Origin of the sequence: Aquimarina sp. I32.4, assembly GCF_002924285.1 — a bacterium.
Lineage (GTDB): Bacteria > Bacteroidota > Bacteroidia > Flavobacteriales > Flavobacteriaceae > Aquimarina.
In genome coordinates this window covers 1-19367 of record NZ_PGUB01000056.1, presented here as the reverse complement: position 1 = coordinate 19367, position 19367 = coordinate 1, and the positions used below count along the sequence as shown (strand labels likewise).

Annotated in this window: 17 protein-coding genes; 8 read left to right on the top strand and 9 right to left on the bottom strand. The window is 31.0% G+C overall.

Annotated elements, in window-relative coordinates:
• Window positions 1-13: 13 nt before the first annotated feature.
• Window positions 14-1291 carry an argininosuccinate lyase gene (gene argH, locus CVD18_RS13340; RefSeq protein WP_103865939.1) on the top strand — a complete coding sequence of 426 codons (1278 nt, stop codon included), beginning with the start codon at window positions 14-16 and terminating at the stop codon, window positions 1289-1291.
• Between the two features lie 228 nt (window positions 1292-1519).
• Here the strand turns inward: argH and CVD18_RS13335 are convergent, their stop codons facing one another.
• Window positions 1520-1876: a hypothetical protein gene (locus CVD18_RS13335; protein WP_103865938.1), complete on the bottom strand. Its 357-nt coding sequence runs from the start codon at window positions 1874-1876 to the stop codon at window positions 1520-1522.
• A gap of 330 nt (window positions 1877-2206) precedes the next feature.
• Between CVD18_RS13335 and CVD18_RS13330 the strand changes: the two genes are divergently transcribed.
• On the top strand, window positions 2207-3616 hold the full coding sequence (locus CVD18_RS13330; protein ID WP_103865937.1) for an ATP-binding protein: 1410 nt from the start codon (window positions 2207-2209) through the stop codon (window positions 3614-3616).
• Between the two features lie 3 nt (window positions 3617-3619).
• A complete protein-coding gene (locus CVD18_RS13325) occupies window positions 3620-4036 on the top strand; it encodes a response regulator (RefSeq protein ID WP_103865936.1) in 417 nt (138 codons plus the stop codon).
• Between the two features lie 80 nt (window positions 4037-4116).
• Here CVD18_RS13325 and CVD18_RS13320 read toward each other — a convergent pair whose 3' ends face one another.
• The 4 genes from CVD18_RS13320 to CVD18_RS13305 form a co-directional block, all read right to left on the bottom strand.
• Window positions 4117-5658, bottom strand: coding sequence for an acyl-CoA carboxylase subunit beta (locus CVD18_RS13320; protein WP_103865935.1), 1542 nt, complete (start codon window positions 5656-5658; stop codon window positions 4117-4119).
• A 5-nt stretch (window positions 5659-5663) separates the two neighbouring features.
• Window positions 5664-7106 (bottom strand): acetyl-CoA carboxylase biotin carboxylase subunit, encoded by a 1443-nt coding sequence (accC, locus tag CVD18_RS13315; protein WP_103865934.1) that lies wholly within the window; start codon window positions 7104-7106, stop codon window positions 5664-5666.
• An 8-nt stretch (window positions 7107-7114) separates the two neighbouring features.
• Window positions 7115-7600: an acetyl-CoA carboxylase biotin carboxyl carrier protein subunit gene (locus CVD18_RS13310; RefSeq protein WP_103865933.1), complete on the bottom strand. Its 486-nt coding sequence runs from the start codon at window positions 7598-7600 to the stop codon at window positions 7115-7117.
• A gap of 230 nt (window positions 7601-7830) precedes the next feature.
• Window positions 7831-8844 (bottom strand): metal-dependent hydrolase, encoded by a 1014-nt coding sequence (locus CVD18_RS13305; protein ID WP_103865932.1) that lies wholly within the window; start codon window positions 8842-8844, stop codon window positions 7831-7833.
• 374 nt (window positions 8845-9218) lie between these two features.
• Between CVD18_RS13305 and CVD18_RS13300 the strand changes: the two genes are divergently transcribed.
• The 4 genes from CVD18_RS13300 to CVD18_RS13285 all read left to right on the top strand — a co-directional run bounded on the left by CVD18_RS13300 (window position 9219) and on the right by CVD18_RS13285 (window position 14995).
• Entirely contained in the window at window positions 9219-9632 is a 414-nt protein-coding gene (locus CVD18_RS13300; RefSeq protein ID WP_103865931.1) for a response regulator, read from the top strand.
• 282 nt (window positions 9633-9914) lie between these two features.
• A complete protein-coding gene (locus CVD18_RS13295) occupies window positions 9915-10349 on the top strand; it encodes a response regulator transcription factor (RefSeq protein WP_103865930.1) in 435 nt (144 codons plus the stop codon).
• 30 nt (window positions 10350-10379) lie between these two features.
• Window positions 10380-13166 (top strand): TonB-dependent receptor domain-containing protein, encoded by a 2787-nt coding sequence (locus CVD18_RS13290; protein WP_233194549.1) that lies wholly within the window; start codon window positions 10380-10382, stop codon window positions 13164-13166.
• Window positions 13163-14995 (top strand): YfiR/HmsC family protein, encoded by a 1833-nt coding sequence (locus tag CVD18_RS13285; protein WP_103865929.1) that lies wholly within the window; start codon window positions 13163-13165, stop codon window positions 14993-14995. Before CVD18_RS13290 ends, CVD18_RS13285 begins: the two co-directional genes overlap by 4 nt.
• Before the next feature lie 10 nt (window positions 14996-15005).
• Here the strand turns inward: CVD18_RS13285 and CVD18_RS13280 are convergent, their stop codons facing one another.
• From CVD18_RS13280 to CVD18_RS13265, 4 genes are all read right to left on the bottom strand, one after another.
• Window positions 15006-16343 carry a dicarboxylate/amino acid:cation symporter gene (locus CVD18_RS13280; RefSeq protein ID WP_103865928.1) on the bottom strand — a complete coding sequence of 446 codons (1338 nt, stop codon included), beginning with the start codon at window positions 16341-16343 and terminating at the stop codon, window positions 15006-15008.
• A 181-nt stretch (window positions 16344-16524) separates the two neighbouring features.
• Window positions 16525-17859 carry a PDZ domain-containing protein gene (locus tag CVD18_RS13275; RefSeq protein WP_103865927.1) on the bottom strand — a complete coding sequence of 445 codons (1335 nt, stop codon included), beginning with the start codon at window positions 17857-17859 and terminating at the stop codon, window positions 16525-16527.
• A gap of 512 nt (window positions 17860-18371) precedes the next feature.
• The gene (locus CVD18_RS13270; protein ID WP_103865926.1) at window positions 18372-18791 is read right to left on the bottom strand and encodes a DUF6463 family protein; all 420 of its coding nucleotides are present in this window, start codon (window positions 18789-18791) and stop codon (window positions 18372-18374) included.
• A 73-nt stretch (window positions 18792-18864) separates the two neighbouring features.
• Window positions 18865-19179: a Crp/Fnr family transcriptional regulator gene (locus tag CVD18_RS13265; protein ID WP_103865925.1), complete on the bottom strand. Its 315-nt coding sequence runs from the start codon at window positions 19177-19179 to the stop codon at window positions 18865-18867.
• A 17-nt stretch (window positions 19180-19196) separates the two neighbouring features.
• Between CVD18_RS13265 and CVD18_RS13260 the strand changes: the two genes are divergently transcribed.
• The coding region (locus CVD18_RS13260; RefSeq protein WP_146052740.1) for a transposase at window positions 19197-19367 on the top strand (171 nt) is incomplete at its 3' end.

The following is a 19367-nucleotide window of genomic DNA, read 5'->3' as shown; positions in this document are numbered from 1 at the left end:
AATAAAAAAACGAATGAAACTTTGGGATAAAGGACTACCAACAGATCAAAAAATAGATGTATTCACTGTAGGTAATGATAGACAGTTGGATTTAGTAATTGCTAAATATGATGTGCAAGCTACATTAGCTCATGCCAAAATGTTATATAGGATTAAGTTACTTTCTAATGAAGATATCACAGCAATAGAAAAAGAGCTGAATGTATTAGCGAAGGATATAGAACAAGGAACATTTATAATTGAAGATCATTTTGAAGATGTACATTCTAAAATAGAGTTTGTTTTGATAGAAAAAATAGGAGATGCTGGAAAACGAATTCATACTGCAAGGTCACGTAACGATCAGGTTTTGGTAGCAATGCATTTATATCTCAAAAATGAGTTGGTACAGATCAAGTCTCAGATTAAAGAGTTGGCACATGACTTATTAACCAAAGCAGAAACTTATAAAGATATATTGCTTCCAGGCTATACACATTTACAAATAGCTATGCCATCCTCTTTTGGTTTATGGTTTTCTTCTTATGCAGAAAGTTTTATAGATGATTTATATTTTATAAATGCAGCAATAAAAATTGTAGACCAAAATCCTTTAGGAAGTGCAGCAGGGTATGGTAGCTCATTTCCCATAGATAGAGAATATACAACTCGAGAATTAGGATTTGAAACTTTAAAATATAATGTAGTAGCTGCACAAATGAGTAGAGGGAAATCAGAAAAATCTACAGCTTTTGCTATGAGTAGTGTGGCAGGAACACTCTCTAAGCTAGCTATGGATGTCTGTTTATATATGAGTCAAAACTTTGATTTTATGAGTATCCCTTCAAAATTTACAACAGGCTCTAGTATTATGCCACACAAGAAAAACCCTGATGTTTTTGAGTTAATTAGAGGTAAGTGTAATAAAATTCAAGCATTGCCCTATGAATTAAGTTTATTAATAAATAACTTACCTAGTGGTTATCATAGAGATTTTCAGTTGCTTAAAGAAGGAGTAATACCTGCTATTCAAAATCTGAAAGCATCTTTAGAAATGGCGTCATATGCTCTTAAGAATGTTGAGGTAAACAAGAATATTTTGGATGATGATAGATATGATTATTTATTTAGTGTAGATACATTAAATGAATTGGTAATGCAAGGAATGTCTTTTAGAGATGCATATATAAAAATTGGTCTTGATATTGAAAAAGGAGAATATACTCCAGAAAAAAACACAAAGCATAGTCATATAGGTAGTATTAATAATCTATGCCTCAAAGAGATTAAAGAAAAATTAGAACAAGTATAGTATAAAGAATGCTTTTTCTCTGATTATATCGTTGTTGGACGATTAAATTTTGACAGTATAAATAAAAAAAATATATTACCCATATTGAAAAGAAGCTGAAGCATGTTTAATTGAGTGTAAGTTGAGTTAGTTTAATTTTTTTGCTTCGGCCTAGACCCCCAGAGGAGTTGTTAACCACTGGGGGTTGCTTTTTCTTATAGAAAACTATGTATTCAAATAAAAGAATAGTTAGTTGATAATTTGAGTTAGGTCATTAACTACACTAATATTATGTCTGAGACTAGCAAAAAGAATAAATAAAATAATTATAGCAACAAGAAATCCTAGTAGCGTACCATTATTAGTACTTGACAATTTTTTAGATGTATTCAAATAAGCTTTAGATAATTTTTTGGTGTAATTAGATACCAATGCAAAAGCAGGAGCAAAAATTAATATAACTACCATCATATCAATTAATACCAATAGGTACCCTTGTTGGTCAATATGTTTTTTTACATATTTTAGGATAAATTCATTAATAAGTGTAGCAGATAAGACAGCTACAGTATAGATAGCATATTTGGTAATTTGTCGATTATTCATAATAAAAGGGGCAACTATTCTTATATATAGATTAATTATGGCAGTTAAGATAAAATCTTAGTTATTATATTCAAAGAAAAGAATGCTTTTTGATAAACCAGAACATAAAAAATAACTATTGCACTAAAATATCTAAAAACTGGATGTACTTTTCTACCACATTTTTGTACTTTTAGTTTTAAAAGTTTATACAAGACAAGATCTATTGTTACCCCCCTCTATATTTTATTTATAAACCATAATTTTAGAGAATTTACAGTGTTAGGAACAAGCGACAATACTTTAAATTGAATTATTGAAGCACGGTAGCAATTCTAAAGTACACAAAAGATGAAGCTATCAATTGTTTTTAAAGTTTTTCAAATAACAATAATCATTATGTTGATTATTATTATTGTACTTACTCTGTTTCTACAGAAAAACCATATAGAACTGCAAAAGGCTGAGAACATACGATATAAATCCTATGTTATTGCAGAAGAGTTAAAACAAAGCTCGGATGATTTAACTCGTTATTGTAGATCCTATGTTTTAACGACTGATAGTATATGGGAAAACAGATATTTAAAAGTACTTGATATCAGAAACGGCAAACTACCACGACTAGATGGTAATACTATTTCATTATTGGATAGCATGAAAAAATTAGGGTTTACAAAGCCTGAACTTGATAAACTAAAAGTAGCAGAAAATAATTCTAATGAATTGGTATGGACAGAAAAAGTAGCATTTAATGCCGTAAAAGGATTGTTTGATGATGGTAGTGGTAAATTTTCTATTAAAGCTAGTCCAGATATTGAAATGGCTAGGCGTATTATGTTTGATAAAAAATACCATGATGAAAAAAAAATGATTATGGCACCTATTCATGATTTTTTTGAAATGTTAGACAAAAGAACTCATGATGTTGTTATAGCATATAAAGTTTTTAATAACAATCTACTAAGGTTAATAATTGGTTTGGTTTTTTTAATATTAGTAATTGGTGTGATTTCATTTTTTATTATACTTAAAAATATTATACAAAAAATGAATGTTTTAGAAGCATCAAACAAATTAGTAATGACCAAAAATGACGAACTATCGAGGTTTACTTATATAGCATCACATGACTTGCAAGAGCCATTAAATACAATAATCAGTTTTTCAAAATTGTTAAAAGAGGGGTATTATGAAAAATTAGAAGGAATAGGACAAAAAAGTATTGAAATTATTGATGACTCAACAATGCGAATGAGAAGTCTTACTACAGATTTATTAGAATATTCGAGAATTGGCAGAAAAGTAGAACCAGAAAAAATAGATGTAAACAAGCTTATAGAAAATATAAAATTAGATTTAACAGAATTGATTGTTAAAAATAATGTAACTATAACTTATGACAACTTACCTGAAATATTGGCCTACAGAAATGAATTAAGAATGTTATTTTTAAACTTAATTACCAATGCTATTAAATATAGAAAAGAAACTGTAGCTCCCCAAATTAAAATTGATTTTGAAGAGGGAAAAGATGAATATACTTATACTGTAATCGATAATGGTATAGGAATAGACATGCAGTTTAAGGATAAAATATTTGAGATTTTTCAACGCCTGCATACAAATGACCAATACAGTGGTACAGGAATTGGTTTGGCTAATTGTAAAAGAATTGTAGAATTGCATAAAGGAGAGATTTGGGTAAGTTCTGAAGTAGATAAAGGAAGTAAGTTTTTGTTCACCATAAAAAAGATTTAATAAATGGATAAGAAATTAAATACGATAATGCTGGTAGACGATGATAGTAATACAAATTTATATAATGAGTATATAATTAATAGGTTAGGTATTTTTGAAGAAATAAAGATTTTTCAGAATGGTAAACACGCATTAGAATTTTTGGCTACCAAAGATGAGAAAGGTAAATTTCCGCAACCTGAAATTATATTTTTGGATATAAATATGCCAATAATGAATGGCTGGGAGTTTTTAGAAGAATACAAAGAATTGACAAAAAGACAACAAGCAGATATCTTGATAGCAATGCTAACTTCATCAATGAATACTGAGGATAGTGAAAAAGCGCTCAGTAGTGGAGTTGTCAAAGAATTTATTCATAAACCTCTGATTGAAGATAGAATTAAAGAAATAATAGATAAATATTTTTTAAAGGATTAAAAACCGAAGGAGCAGGCTACTGTTTTAAACCTGCTCCATTGTTTTTTAATACCTATACAGTCTTGGTTAACTAATTTGTTTTACAAAGGAATATTTCCATGTTTTCGGTTAGGTCGCTCAACTGTTTTATTCTCAAGCATACTAAACCCTTTAATTAGTTTTCTTCTGGTATTTTCTGGTAATATGACTTCATCTATAAAACCACGTTGAGCAGCTCTATATGGATTGGCAAATTTCTCTGCATACTCAGTTTCTTTCTCTGCTAGCTTGGCAGCAGGGTCATCTGCAACTCCAATCTCTTTTCTAAAAATGATTTCACTAGCTCCTTTAGCTCCCATTACTGCAATCTCTGCAGATGGCCAGGCAAAGTTAAGATCTGCTCCAATATGCTTAGAATTCATTACATCATAAGCACCACCATAAGCTTTACGAGTAATCACTGTTACTTTGGGTACCGTAGCTTCACTTAGCGCATACAGTAATTTGGCACCATGTACAATGATACCATTCCATTCCTGATCGGTACCAGGCAAGAATCCAGGTACATCAACCAGAACCAATAATGGGATATTAAAGCAGTCACAAAAACGTGTAAAGCGGGCTGCTTTTTTAGAACTGTTTACATCCAAAACACCTGCCAAAAATTGAGGCTGATTCGCAACGATTCCGATACTTCTTCCGCCAAGACGGGCAAAACCAACGATAATATTTTCGGCGTAATCTTTGTGAATTTCATAGAACGAATCGGTATCAATAATCCCACCAATAACCTCATGCATATCATAGGGTTTATTAGGATTATCTGGTACAATACTAGAGAGCTCGCCTCTTACTTCGTCTGTTAGGATGTATTCTAACTTTTTGGGTTGCTCTTTATTGCTCTGTGGCAGATAACTCAGTAGTTTTTTTACGTCCTCTAGGCATTCTATATCATTTGCAGAAGTAATATGTGCTACTCCTGATTTTGTAGAATGAGTACTGGCACCACCTAATTCTTCAGAAGTAACTTCTTCATTAGTTACTGTTTTTACTACATTAGGTCCTGTAACAAACATATAACTGGTATCTTCTACCATCATAGTAAAATCGGTCATGGCGGGAGAATATACGGCTCCACCAGCACAAGGCCCCATGATAGCTGATATTTGAGGGATTACTCCTGAGGCTTGTACATTTTTATAAAAAATATCGGCATATCCACCTAAAGAGCGTACTCCTTCCTGAATTCTGGCACCACCAGAGTCATTAAGACCAATGATAGGAGCTCCTGTTTTTACTGCCATATCCATTACTTTGCATATCTTTTCGGCATGTGTTTCTGATAATGCACCGCCAAAAACTGTAAAATCTTGTGCAAAAATATAAATTAATCGCCCATTTACGGTTCCGTAGCCCGTAATAACACCATCCCCATAATAGATTTCTTTATCCATTCCAAAGTCAGTGGTACGATGGGTTACCAGAATACCAATTTCTTCAAAAGAGCCTTCATCAAGTAGATATTCAACACGCTCACGAGCGGTTAATTTTTTCTTTTGATGTTGTTTTTCGATACGTTTTTCACCACCACCTAATTTTGCTTGTGCAATTTTATCTTGTAACGTTTTTATTTTTGAATCCATATAATTTATAGTGTTGGTATGCGTACTGTTTTTTGATCTTCGATATATTGTTTCATAGCAATTAAAGCTGCAATTTTGGCTTCTTCTTTGGTTGCAGATTGTATGATATCGCCAGTAAAGTATTTTTTTACAAAATGAGTATCAAAATTTCCAGACCTAAAGGCTTCATGTTCAAAAACAAATTTTCCAAAGGGTAGCGTGGTTTGTACCCCTTTGATATCGTAGTTGTTAATTGCTTTTATCATTAACTGTATAGCCTCTTCTCGAGTTGCTCCATACGTGATAAGTTTGGCAAGCATAGGGTCGTAGTAGATAGGAATATCCATACCTTCTTCAAAACCATTATCTACGCGAATCCCTTTTCCAGTAGGTATTTTATAAGTTTTCAAATGTCCTACACTTGGTAAAAAGTCATTCAATGGATCTTCTGCATAAATTCTTAACTCTACAGCATGTCCATTTATTTTTAGATCTTCTTGTCGTATAGAGAGTTTTTCGCCTCGCGCTACTTTTATTTGTAATGCTACAAGATCGGTTTCGGTAATTAATTCTGTGACTGGATGTTCTACTTGCAACCGAGTGTTCATTTCTAGAAAGTAGAAGTTATGATTTTCATCTAAAAGAAATTCTACTGTTCCTGCGCCAAGGTAATCACATGCTTTTGCAACTTTGACAGCTGCTTCACCCATTTTGGCACGTAGTTCTTTAGAAAGTACTGCAGAGGGAGCCTCTTCTACGACTTTTTGATGTCGTCGTTGTACACTACATTCTCTTTCAAAAAGGTGTACTACATTTCCGTGACTATCAGCCATCACCTGTATTTCTATATGTCGTGGTGAGGTTACATATTTTTCTATAAATACAGAACCATCTCCAAAAGCAGAAGTAGCTTCACTAATCGCTCTATTCATTTGAGATTCGAGATCTTTTTCTTCTTCTACCACCCGCATTCCTTTACCACCACCACCAGCAGAAGCCTTAATCAAAATTGGAAATCCTATTTCTGCAGCAATTTTTTTAGCTTTATCAACATCTGTAATGGCTTCATCAATACCAGGAACCATAGGAATATTATAAGCTTTTACAGCTTCTTTGGCCGCTAGTTTACTACCCATAACTTTTATAGCCTTGGATTTAGGGCCAATAAAAATGATATTGTTTTTTTCGACCTCTTCAGCAAAGTCAGCATTTTCACTCAAGAAACCATACCCAGGATGTATAGCATCTACATTTAATTGTTTTGCAACCTCAATAATTTTGGAGCCTAATAAATAAGATTGATTTGATGGAGCTTCACCAATACAGACTGCTTCATCAGCAAATTTTACATGAGGAGCATTTCTGTCTACGGTAGAAAATATAGCCACTGTTTTGATTCCCATTTTACGAGCAGTGCTCATTACTCTAATTGCAATCTCACCTCTGTTTGCTATTAGTATTTTTTTCATATGATAGATTATTCAAACTCGATTAATAATTGACCTTTATCTACAGCATCTCCTGTAGTTGCAGAAATAGATTTTATGATTCCATCTCTAGGAGAGAGAATGATATTTTCCATTTTCATAGCTTCAAGAATAAGAAGGGGATCATCTTCTTTTACTTCCTGTCCCGTTTTTACTTGAATATCTAGTAATAAACCTGGCATAGGAGCTTTGATAGCATTTACTTGTTTTGAAGATCCTATAGAAAAACCCATTTCTTTGATCCTAGCATCCAATTCATCAGCAATATTTACCTGATAAGTGTTATGATTAACTTTTATGGTGTATTGTTTGGCGTTAAAATCAGATTGTACGATTTCTGTATGATATGATGTATTGTCGAGAAGTACGTGATGGGTTGTATCTAAATTAGATGTAATATCTGTTTTTAAAATATCTTCTTCGGTAACATCAAATTCAAAAACCTTATTTACACTAACTTTATATGTGCTATTCATAGATGAGAATGTTTGATTTTTACGATAAATATAAATATTAAAACGACCAGATAATAGTGTAAGGTTTATTTCTTTATAATTTTATGGGTATATTATAATGATTTAAACTAAAATTTTCTTCACACAGACGATTATAAAAACTTGCCTTTAAACCTTTTGTGGTTTTTTTATGTTTGGTTGAAAATGACTAAGAGATATAATGATTATGGAAAAAGGAAGGGTCATAAACTTTATGATTTATTACCAAGTATTCTGTGAAATAGTTTTTGCAATAAAGGAGAGGCTTCACCCATTTTTCTTTCTCTCTCTTTTGCAACAAGAATACCATCTTTGTCATAAAATAACTCATAACTGAATGCAAATTTTTTTGACTCAGAATCAATTTCTAATTGTCCAAACCTTAGATCATTAAAAAATAAATGATCATCATGTTTTTCGATGGTGTACCAACCTTCAGATAATTTAATCAACCTAGTAATTAGAGGGTCATTTTTCATAGCACCAAGAAAGTGATGATTTTTAGGGAATTCAGAAAAATCTATATAGTCATCTTTATCAAAAAGGGAATAATATCCAATCAGGAAGGAGTCTTTTGTTTCAATATTAGCAGACCATAAAATACTGTTTAGAGGAGTAGGTCTTGTTTGAATCTCTTGATATGTAATGTGTTGATTTTCTAGATTTGTCCAAAAGGTAAACCAAGCATAGCGTTGAAGTACTAAAGTAATTATCATATAAAGACTACTAATCAATATTCCTAAATTGTTAAACAACTTTCTCTTGGGATGCGTTCTATTGTAGAACATAGCAATAATGACAAAAACTAAAAAAGGTATCGTATAGAGTGGATCTATAACAAATATATTTTTGAAAGATACTTTATAATCAAAGGGCCAAAATAATTGGGTTCCCCAGGTTGTAAATGCATCCAAAATAGGGTGTGTGAAAAGGCCTAAAAACATAAGCCAACTCCAGTCTTTCCAGTCAGCTTCTTTATTCTTGTATATCTTAGCAATCATCCAGCCTAGTATAGGGGCAGCGATTATACAAAAAATGATAGAATGAGAAAATCCACGATGTAACTCATTGGCAGTAATAGGATCAACAAAAAAATTGGATAACACATCTAGGTCAGGAATTGTACCAGCAACAGCACCCCAAAGCATAGCTTTATTACCTACTTTTTTTCCTAGTGCGGCCTCTCCCATAGCAGCACCCAATACAATTTGAGTTAACGAATCCATTCGTGTAATTAAATATTAAATCAATATTTTTTTAATACATATGCTACATCTCTTAACTAGGCAAATAGATATGTATACCCCATTTGACATCAAACACTACTATTTATATTATAATACTGAGTATTTTCTAGTGATTTTGATATGTTTCAAATGTACGTTTATTTTTAAAGTCTTTGTTGCTGTAGTATGAAATCTAACATATGAAAGTCGTTATTTGAGTTAAGTTTTGATCTATAGAGACTTCATTCTTATTAATTAGTTGTACGTCTTACCGTTTAATATGTGTTTTTAAACGAAAACTATTTCATAAAGTTTAGTTTTATTATGGTCATTTCAAATAAGTTTATTTTCTTTGGGTGTAATTGGGAAATTAAATGAATACATTGGTGAATTGTGTTTTGTTAATCGATGATGACAAAGCCACAAACTTTTTTAACGAAAGAGTTGTTACCAAACATAAAGACTTTTATCAGGTAAATACTGTACAAAGTGGTATGGAAGCACTCGAATATCTAAGCAAAGTAGAAAATAATAAGGCAACAAGCCCAGATCTTATATTTCTTGATATTAATATGCCAGCAATGAACGGTTGGGAATTTTTGGTTGAATTCTCTAAGTTAAATCAAAAAGTAACAGAAGGAATTAAAGTAATCTTATTATCAACGTCTTCTAATCCAGATGATGTAATGGCATCTGCAAAAAATCATTCTGTAGACGATTTTATTAATAAACCTTTATCTCTAGATTTACTAGATAATGTATTGACAAATCATTTTATTGAGCAATAGATAATAACACTCTTTAATTGATTTGATTCTTTTTTTTTACTAAAAATCAAGTACTTTGATTAAGAATATTTGTTGTTTTTTTAGTTAAAATAATGAATATATGTTATTTTGTCGTTTATTTATGTATTTTGACGTAAATTAATTCTATTTTTTTATTTTTTAAAATTGGTAACTTATTTTTTTAAGTTGCTTTGCAATAGATAGTTGTGGTTAACATGATTTCTATTTTAAAAGATAGGTGATGTAGATTATATTTATCAGAATTATGATACTCGGTAGAATATGAAAAAAGCAAAATATTTTCTTTTGGTAGATGATAGTGTTTCTACTAATTTCTTTAATAAAACAATACTACAGAAAACTGAATGTGTAGAAGAAGTATTGCTTGCAAAAAATGGTAAAGAAGCACTAGATTATATAAAATCAGGAATTACCCCAGAAGTAATTTTTCTTGATATTAATATGCCTATAATGGATGGGTGGGAATTCTTAGAGGAATTTGAGGGATTAGACAAAGAATTAAAAAAGAGTGTAATCATCTTGATGATAGGAGCAGAACTAAGTAGAGAAGATAGAGGGAAAGCAGAAAAAATAAAGGAAGTAAAGGAGTTTCAGGAAAAAATGTTAACCAAAGAAATTGTCTGTAAAATAGTAAAGAAATATTTTAACGAGGCAACTTCAGAGGTATGTAAACAATTGGATAATGTAATAGCTTAATACAAGCATATTATAAAATTTGTAGTTGATTTGAATACAAGCATAAACAATTCATTTAAATTAATAATAGATAAACAAAGTAGTGTAATAACTAAAAAACAAATAGATAGAGCAGTAAGGTCTAAAACATACCTTATTGGTTTTCTATTTCTTTGTTCTATTTCTTTGTCTTTTTCTCAATCTAGGGCTGTATTATCAGGAAATGTTTCTGATCAATTTGGCAGTTTACCAGGAGCCAAAGTAGCTATTGAAGGTACTGATAAAAGTACTACAACAGATGTAAATGGTAATTATAATTTTGATGTTGATGAGGGGGAGTATATTATAACGTCAAGTTTTGTTATGTATAATCCTGTCTCCAAAACAATAGATGTAAAGGTAGGAGATACAACAAAGGTTGATTTTGTTTTAGAAACGGGATTCTCTATAGATCAGCCAGTTTCGTTAGGATCTAGAGCAAAGCCCAAGTCCCTTCTTAAAAACACAGCGGCGGTAGATATTATATCCCCGCAACAATTGACAAACTCGTCAGAAGTAGAGTTAAGCCATATTCTTCATTATTTTATCCCGTCTTTTCATTCTACAAATCAAACAATAGCAGATGGAACTGATCATATTGACCCTGCAACGTTAAGAGGTTTAGGCCCTGATCAGGTGCTAGTTTTGGTAAATGGTAAACGTAGACATAATAGTTCGTTGCTTAATGTAAATGGTACAGTAGGTAGGGGGTCTGTAGGAACTGATTTTAATGCAATACCTATTGCTTCAATAGAGAGAATAGAAATATTAAGAGATGGAGCTACATCACAATATGGATCTGATGCTATTGCAGGGGTAATTAATATCATACTCAAAAAGCAAATAGAAATTATTCAGTTGGATAATCGAGTAGCAATCAATACAAAAGGAGATGGATTTAATGTCTATTCATCTGCTAATTTTGGTTTAAAAATAGGAGATGAAGGTTATATTAATGTAACTGCAGAATATAGAGAAAGAGAGTCTATAAATAGATCAGGAAACTATACAGGTACAGTGTATTCTGATGATAGAGATTCGGATCAGGGGCTGATTGAAGAAAATAACTTTTTTGAACAAACAGGATATTCTGATAAACAGGTAATGGAAATAGGGAGTGCTGCAACACAAAATCTTGCGTTATCATTCAACGGAGAAGTTGCTATGTCTGATTATGCAAAGTTTTATATGCATGGAGGAAGAAATTATAGAGAAGGAACCTCTAAAGGCTTTTATCGTTTTCCTAAAGATCAGGATAGAGTTGTTTTAGAACTTTTTCCAAATGGTTTTTCACCTGAAATACTTACAGATATTCAAGATGATGCTATTACTGGTGGTATTAGAGGAATAAAGAATGAATGGAATGTAGATTTTAGTCATTCTATAGGAATTAATAGATTAGATTATACGGTAAATAATTCTAATAATGCATCTATGGGTATAGCTTCTCCTAGAACCTTTTATGCAGGAGGGTTTATTTATAAGCAAAGCACTACAAATCTTGATATTTCAAGAACTTTTGATTGGCTCAGTGGTGTAAATGTTGCTTTTGGAGCAGAGTTGAGAGTAGAAAATTATGAAATTATAGCAGGGGAAGAAGCTTCTTATATTAATGCAGGAAGTACATACATTACTAATGTAGGAGAAGAACTACCTAGAATCGCAGGAGCTCAGGTTTTTCCTGGTTTTCAGCCTGAAAATGAATTAAATCGTTTTAGAACTAATAGTTCAGGATATTTGGATATAGAAGCCAATATGACTGATAAATTATTAATAAGAGGAGCCGCTCGTTATGAGGCATATAATGATTTTGGAGGAAATGGTATTTGGAAACTCTCAGGAAGATATAGAATAAAAGACGGTATTAGTGCCAGAGTAGGTTTCTCTACAGGATTTAGAGCACCTTCTCTTCATCAAGTTTTTTTTCAGAATGTAAGCACCCAGTTTATTAATGGAGAGAGTGTACAAGTTGGAACTTTTAATAATGAAAGTGCTGTTGCTACAGAAGCTTTTGATATAGGAAGATTAAAACCAGAATTATCAAGCCATTTTAGCACAGGATTAAGTGGTAAGATTCGTGATAATCTTACCTTTAGTATTGATTATTACTTGATTAATATTGAGGATAGAATTGTTCTTTCAGGAAGATTTGAAGAGGGGTATGAAGCAATTTTAGAACCTTTTAATGTTAGTGCAGCTCAATTCTTTACTAATGCAATAGACTCTAAGACTTCTGGAGTAGATATGTCTTTATTTTATAAAACCATAGTAGGAACAGGAGAACTCAATGCTTCTTTGAGTGCAAATATGACAAAAACCAAAGTAAAAGGACCAATAAAGGTTTCTCAGGCATTGGCAGGGCAAGAAGAAGTTCTTTTTAATAGAGAAGAAATAGCAAGAGTAGAATATGCACAACCCAATTATAAAATAAACTCGATACTTTCTTATGATGTGGGGCAATTTGGATTTCAAATGGTAAATACACTTTTTGGTAAAGTAAAATTTATTCACCCAGATGATGCAGACTCACAAAATTGGATTGTGAATGATTTTACAGGAAATATAGAAACCAGAGATCAAACGTTTTCTCCAAAATTGGTTACGAATGCAGCAATATCATATCAAATCAATGATTATATAAAATGTTCAGTAGGAGGTAATAATATCTTTAATGTATATCCTGATAAGCATACACATGCTGATAATACAGAGAATGGTAATTTTAGATATAGTAGAAGGGTTCAACAATTTGGAGTAAATGGAGCTAATTATTATATGCGATTATTATTAAGGTTATGAGTAAAGGGCATCAAGATATATCAATATTGCCTGTTAATTTATTGAGATTTGTATTGATCTCAGCTTTCCTTGTTTTTTCTTCTCAAAGTATAGCTCAAGAAACAAATAATGAAGAAGTAAAAAGGTTACAGCGGGCTATATTTATATTCAATTTTGCACAACAAATAGGATGGCCAGATGTAGAGCAACAACAAGGTTTTAGTATTGGGGTACTTGGACCTGATCGAACAATACTAGATCTTCAATCAATGGCTCAAAAGCGTAAAATTCACAATAAACCCGTAAAAATAGCTCGTTTTCAATTTGTAAAAGAAGTGAAAAATGTAGATGTATTGTATGTAAATAATAAGTATAGCTATGACATACACTATCTTTTGAGTAAAGTTTCTGGTAAAAAAATATTATTAATAACAGAAGATTATAATTTTAATGCTTCTATGATTAATATGGTTAATGTAGGGGATTCTTTTGAGTATGAAATTAATGAGAACCGTATAGATAAGGAAGGTTTTCTTATGATACCCGCTTTAAAAAGGTATTCAATCACTTCTTCAGAGAAATGGAAACGATTGTATCAAACAACAGAAAAAACCTTAAATCAAGTACAGGAGGATAAAAATAAACAAGAAACACTACTCAAGAATAAAGAAAAGCAGATACAGGATCAAGAAGAAAAAATAACTAACCAATTAAATAATATTGATAGTAAGAATATAGAAATTCTTGAAAAAAATAGAAGAATAAATAAACTGTATACAGAGAGTGATATTCAACAAAAAAAATATGAGGAAAAAGTAATTATAGAAAAAGAATTAGAAAAGAATATTCAAGAGCAGATTACTTTTATCAAACATCAAGAAGAAAAAATTAAGAAGAGTAATACTGCGATTGATAATCAGAATAAAACCTTACTACAACAACAAGATAAAATCAGAGAACAAGAAGTTGTTCTAGATAAACAAGTATCAGAAATTAATGCTCAGAAAAAGATAAATATATTATTGATTAGTGTTATCGGTTTGGTTCTGGGAGTCAGCTTTTTTATGTATAGAGGGTATTTGGCTAAGAAAAAATATAACAAAGATCTCAAACGTAAGAATTTAGAGATTTATGCTCAATCAAAAGAATTAGAATCAAAAAATAAAGAACTTGAACAATTTGCCTATATAGCCAGTCATGATTTGCAAGAACCTCTTAATACAATATCAAGTTTTATAGGATTAGTTAATGAGGATTATGGAGATCGTTTTGATGATGCAGGAAAAGAGAGTATGACTTTTATCAAAGATGCAAGTATTAGAATGAAAAACCTTATTGATGCTTTGCTAGAATATTCGAGATTAGGAAGAAGTAGAGAATATAAAGAGGTAGATTGTAATAGTCTTATTGATGAATTGAAAAAAGATCTAAAAACGGTTCTTGAAAAAACAGAAACTCAGCTTATTATAGGTGATTTACCAAAAGTAAATGGTTCTGCAATTGAGCTTCGTTTATTGTTTCAGAATTTAATTAGTAATGGGATAAAATTTTGTGCAAAAGGGATTTCTCCTAAGATTATTATTTCATGTACCCACGATACTACATCAAATAGATTTTGGCAATTTTCTGTGACCGATAAAGGTATTGGGATTCCTCTAAAACATCAAGAACGTATTTTTGCTATTTTTCAACGATTACACTCCAGAGATCAATATGAAGGTACGGGTATTGGGCTTGCACACTGTAAAAAAATAGTAGAAGCTCATGGTGGAAAAATATGGCTAACATCTGAGGAAAATGTGGGAAGTACTTTTTATTTTACGATCCCTATTGCTCAAAAAACATCTTAAAGGGTTTTTATTATTCACTTCTACTTGAGAGATAAGTATTTTGCTTGTTTGATATAGCTCCATAAAATTTATTGAAAATTAAGCAAGCAGTAAGATCGCCAGTTACATTAACTGCGGTTCTAAACATTCCTAAAATACGATCTATACCAATAATAACGATAAGACCATCGATAGGAATTCCAGCACTTTGTAATACCGATGCAAGAATAATAACTCCACCTCCAGGAATGGCAGGTGTGCCTATGGAAGCAGCTACAACAGTAAAGGTAATTAATAGTAGATTCATTATAGATAATTCAATACCATAGGCTTGTGCCATAAATAAAGTCGTCACGCATTGAAATAATGCAGTTCCGTCCATATTAATTGTAGCCCCAACAGGAATAACAAAATCACTAATATTAGAAGAAATACCTAATTTTTCATCTGCTGTTTTCATAGATAGAGGCATAACAGCTGCAGAACTTGCGGTAGAAAATGCTAATAATTGCGGTTCCTTAATTACTCTCAAAAACTTGAAAGGACTTTTCTTTGTGATCGTTAAGACTAATATTAAATAGAATATCATTAAAATAATTAGACCTAGTATGACCACTACCATATAGTACCCCAAACCAAGGAATATTTCAATGCCAGTCCTTGATAATAAAGCCGCTATTAAACCAAAGACGGCGTAGGGTACTAACATCATAGCCCATGATACTATAATCATACAGATTTTCTGAATAGCTTCTGAAAAACGAATAATAGGCTTAGCTGTTTCTTGACGGAGTTGAGTGATTGCTACACCAATTATAATGGTGAAAATTACAACACCCAACATTTCACCTGTTAAGATAGACTCTAGTGGATTATTAGGGATAAGGTTTGATATCGTATTAGGAATGTTCTCAATAATGTTAGTTTGGTTATTAATAGGTATTTGGTTTTCTCTGCTGTTTGGGAATCCGCCAAGCGAAAAAATATATTGACCAGGTTTCAAAATAAGTGTTACTATCAGACCTATTATGATGGCAACAGTTGTGGTAAAAACGAAATACAGTAATAACCGAAGACCAAAGCTTTTTAGGTTTTCAGAAGTATTACTAACGATCCCCATAATAATTGATGTAAATATCAATGGAATCATAATCATTTGAGTCAACCGCATAAAAATTTGACCTGGTAGATCAAGCCAATCGGCCAGCCGTAAACTAATATCCTCAGGAACTAGTCCTGTAGATTGATTAAGTAAAATTCCCACTCCTGCTCCTAAAATAAGCCCGATAATTACTTTAAGCCATAAGCGCCCTTTTATAAGACGATCTAAATGAATTGATAAATTATTAAGAGGTCTAAATTCTATCATGGTAGTAAGCACGGTTATGATTAATATGGAATTAAAAGGCAATCATTTTGATCACCCATTGGGTATGTATAGAGTGAAGCGAAATTACAAAATTCAGTACAGAGGAACAAGAGTGGTATATAGAAGAGAGGTACATAATGAGGTAATGTCTAGAAGATCTTAAATAGGGTTTGTATAGAAATCATTTGATTCTTATTATTTGAGTATCTTGAAATTTTGATTCTACCTTTTTATGATTCACTTCAAGTTGGTTGATATTATATGGTGCCAAGTCGTTAAAATTAATTTTTAGCTCAGAAACTCTTGATGTTTTTATAGATAACTTATTCCTTGTAATTGTAGCAATCAATTTGGATTTAGAGTACTCATTTTTAAAAATATCATAAAAATAACCATTGTTAAAACGTCCTTCAATTACTTTTGTTTTTCCATTTCTTTGAATTAAGATAGCTGTACTATCTCCTGCCTTCTTTTTATGTACATAAAAGTAAGGAGAGTAAGGAGAGGTAATTGTATCTTTTTCCATCATCAATATAATATCACCTTTTTTTAACCCCATTCTCTTAGCACTAGAAGAGTCAGATACAAAATGGCTTACTTTAAGGCCTTTTTCTTGATATGAATAATCGTATTTTATTCCAAAATTGGCTTTGTTGTTAAATACCTTTAATTGATAGGGTTTGTGCCATACTTTTCGGGGTGCCAATGTATCAATATTTACTATCGATATTCCGTTAATAGTGGTATTAAGTGTATCTGAACTTTCCCAAGAAATTTCATCATATGGTTTACGGTCTGTATTTTTGATAAAGTTTATAATATCGTCTTGTTCAGTTTTTAAGTAACTCATTTCATGATTACCTTCTAATTCTCTATAGATAATATTCTTATTATACTTCTTTAAATAATCAATAGTCGGTGTGATTTGTTGAATGTCATATAACATATCATCTTTTGTATTGATTATGTATAAAGGTTTGTGATTAGAATTTGCGGGAAAAAGACTATGATTTGATAATTTAGAGGAAACTTTTAGACTACCATTCATAGAAATAAAACCTGAAAATTCAGTAGGTTTTATAAATGAAAAATAAAGCGCCCCAGAACCACCATCAGAAAAACCGCTCAGAAAAACTTTATTTTCATTAATGTTAAAGTCCTTTTTTGCCAATTCGATTTCTCCCATAACCATATCAATTCCAACTGAATCAAACCAAGTAGCTCCTTTTTGGCCATATGAAAACAACAAATAGAATTCTCCTTTATCTGCTAATTCAATAAGTTTAGACTTTTTAATATAGCTTAAAGGGTCTTTTTTTAGATTTGGATTTGAGATTGATCCATGTAGATATACTAAAAGTGGTTTTGGCTTTTTTATATCTAATTTTTTTGGAGTATACATAATAAATGGACGATCCATATTATCAGAACACTTATAGGTTAGTTGATCATATTCTCCATTTTGTGCAAACGAAATATTTATAATTAAAATTAAAAAGTATATTGTTTTTTTCATTGTTTAATTTTTGATGTGTGATAGTTGTGTTTTTTTAATAAACTGAAAATTAAGAGTTTGTGTTGTAATAAAGAATAGTATAAAACTGTAGACAATCATAGTATGACCTTATCGCCTTTTTTTGACTAAAGTTTTATGCCGTAATAGCTATTAATTTCTATTTTGTGTAAGCTTCAAAACAGTGGTGTTTATAGAGAATATATTTGTTATATAATTCTGTGATAAAGATAGGAATTACGTATAAAAAAGAGGAATATCTTTTCTTAACTTTAACTATGTTATATAATACCAATTATATATTAAAAGATAGTTGGTGTAAGAGATATTACGAATGAAAATAGTTGTAATTTTTTGTTAAGTAAACGTATAATTTTATTGTAAATTGGATATCTCAAAGTAAAAAACAAGATTTAAGATACTGCTAAATAAGATACTGCCTAAGTATGATTTCGGGAGTAAAACGAATAAGAAAAACTGGATAATCAGAAAAATATTTGCTGACGTAATTTCTCCTATTGTTTTTTAATTTTTAGATAATTACTGATTAACATATATATTGCTTGAGGTAACATAAAAAAAGTTATTCCAGAATTAGGAACCATATAGCAACCCAGTAATACTATTATAAAATAACTAACAGTAAAGTAATGTGGTAATCTTAATTTTTGTTTTTCGATTGAATGCACTAATAACCCTAACGGAATAAGAAAAAGGCCAAAATATAAAAACCAAAATGCAGCAAAATTTTCAAAATTTGTATGTTCTATTGATGCAGGTAACTCTTTCATTCCTTCACTAATTTTATAGAAGTTAGATTTTGAAAAGGATTGTATTTGTTTTTGAAACCCACCAGAAGAAAAAGTAAATTGAGTATGCATAATACCAATTAGAATAAGTAGTAAGCCGTTAGTGATTTTTTTTAAAATTCTCATACCGTATTTTTGCTTGAATAAGTAGAGGCAAAACTACTTGTTTATACGTTGAGATTTTTTGATCTAAATCAAATTATGCTTTTGTAGCTCTTATTCTACTCAAAGTTTCTTGAGTGATTCCTAAAAAGGTAGCAATATCCCCTAAAGGTACGATGAGTTCAATTTTTGGGTGTTGTTTTATTAAACTTTGATAACGTTGCTTAACAGTTCTAAACTGAAGAGAAAACATTCTATGTCTATATAGAACAATTACTTTGGATAATACTAATCTAAATAGATGTTCAAAATCATGATGGAGGTTACACAAATTCTCTACATCTTCTTTATTGGTTTCGAAAAGGATATAGTTTAGCCCCCAATAAGTTCGGAGTGTTCTTTTAAATTTCAAACTAATACATTTGAGATATGAAATACAAGAAATGGACTTTAGACCAGAAGTTAGAAATACTAGCTACTTCGGAAGAGATTGGTATCGTAGAAGCTTGTCGTAAGTATGGAGTTAGCACTGGCACTTTTTATAGTTGGAGAAAGAAGTTTGACCATCAGGGAGAGGCTGGTTTAAAAGTTACTTATGAC

Coding starts and splice junctions, on each gene's coding strand:
- CVD18_RS13295 (WP_103865930.1), top strand. CDS start 9,915: ATGAAAAAAGCAAAATATTTTCTTTTGGTAGATGATAGTGTTTCTACT.
- CVD18_RS13305 (WP_103865932.1), bottom strand. CDS start 8,844: ATGGATTCGTTAACTCAAATTGTATTGGGTGCTGCTATGGGAGAGGCC.
- CVD18_RS13310 (WP_103865933.1), bottom strand. CDS start 7,600: ATGAATAGCACATATAAAGTTAGTGTAAATAAGGTTTTTGAATTTGAT.
- argH (WP_103865939.1), top strand. CDS start 14: ATGAAACTTTGGGATAAAGGACTACCAACAGATCAAAAAATAGATGTA.
- CVD18_RS13330 (WP_103865937.1), top strand. CDS start 2,207: ATGAAGCTATCAATTGTTTTTAAAGTTTTTCAAATAACAATAATCATT.
- CVD18_RS13320 (WP_103865935.1), bottom strand. CDS start 5,658: ATGGATTCAAAAATAAAAACGTTACAAGATAAAATTGCACAAGCAAAA.
- CVD18_RS13275 (WP_103865927.1), bottom strand. CDS start 17,859: ATGAAAAAAACAATATACTTTTTAATTTTAATTATAAATATTTCGTTT.
- CVD18_RS13285 (WP_103865929.1), top strand. CDS start 13,163: ATGAGTAAAGGGCATCAAGATATATCAATATTGCCTGTTAATTTATTG.
- CVD18_RS13270 (WP_103865926.1), bottom strand. CDS start 18,791: ATGAGAATTTTAAAAAAAATCACTAACGGCTTACTACTTATTCTAATT.
- CVD18_RS13280 (WP_103865928.1), bottom strand. CDS start 16,343: ATGATAGAATTTAGACCTCTTAATAATTTATCAATTCATTTAGATCGT.
- CVD18_RS13335 (WP_103865938.1), bottom strand. CDS start 1,876: ATGAATAATCGACAAATTACCAAATATGCTATCTATACTGTAGCTGTC.
- accC (WP_103865934.1), bottom strand. CDS start 7,106: ATGAAAAAAATACTAATAGCAAACAGAGGTGAGATTGCAATTAGAGTA.
- CVD18_RS13325 (WP_103865936.1), top strand. CDS start 3,620: ATGGATAAGAAATTAAATACGATAATGCTGGTAGACGATGATAGTAAT.
- CVD18_RS13300 (WP_103865931.1), top strand. CDS start 9,219: ATGAATACATTGGTGAATTGTGTTTTGTTAATCGATGATGACAAAGCC.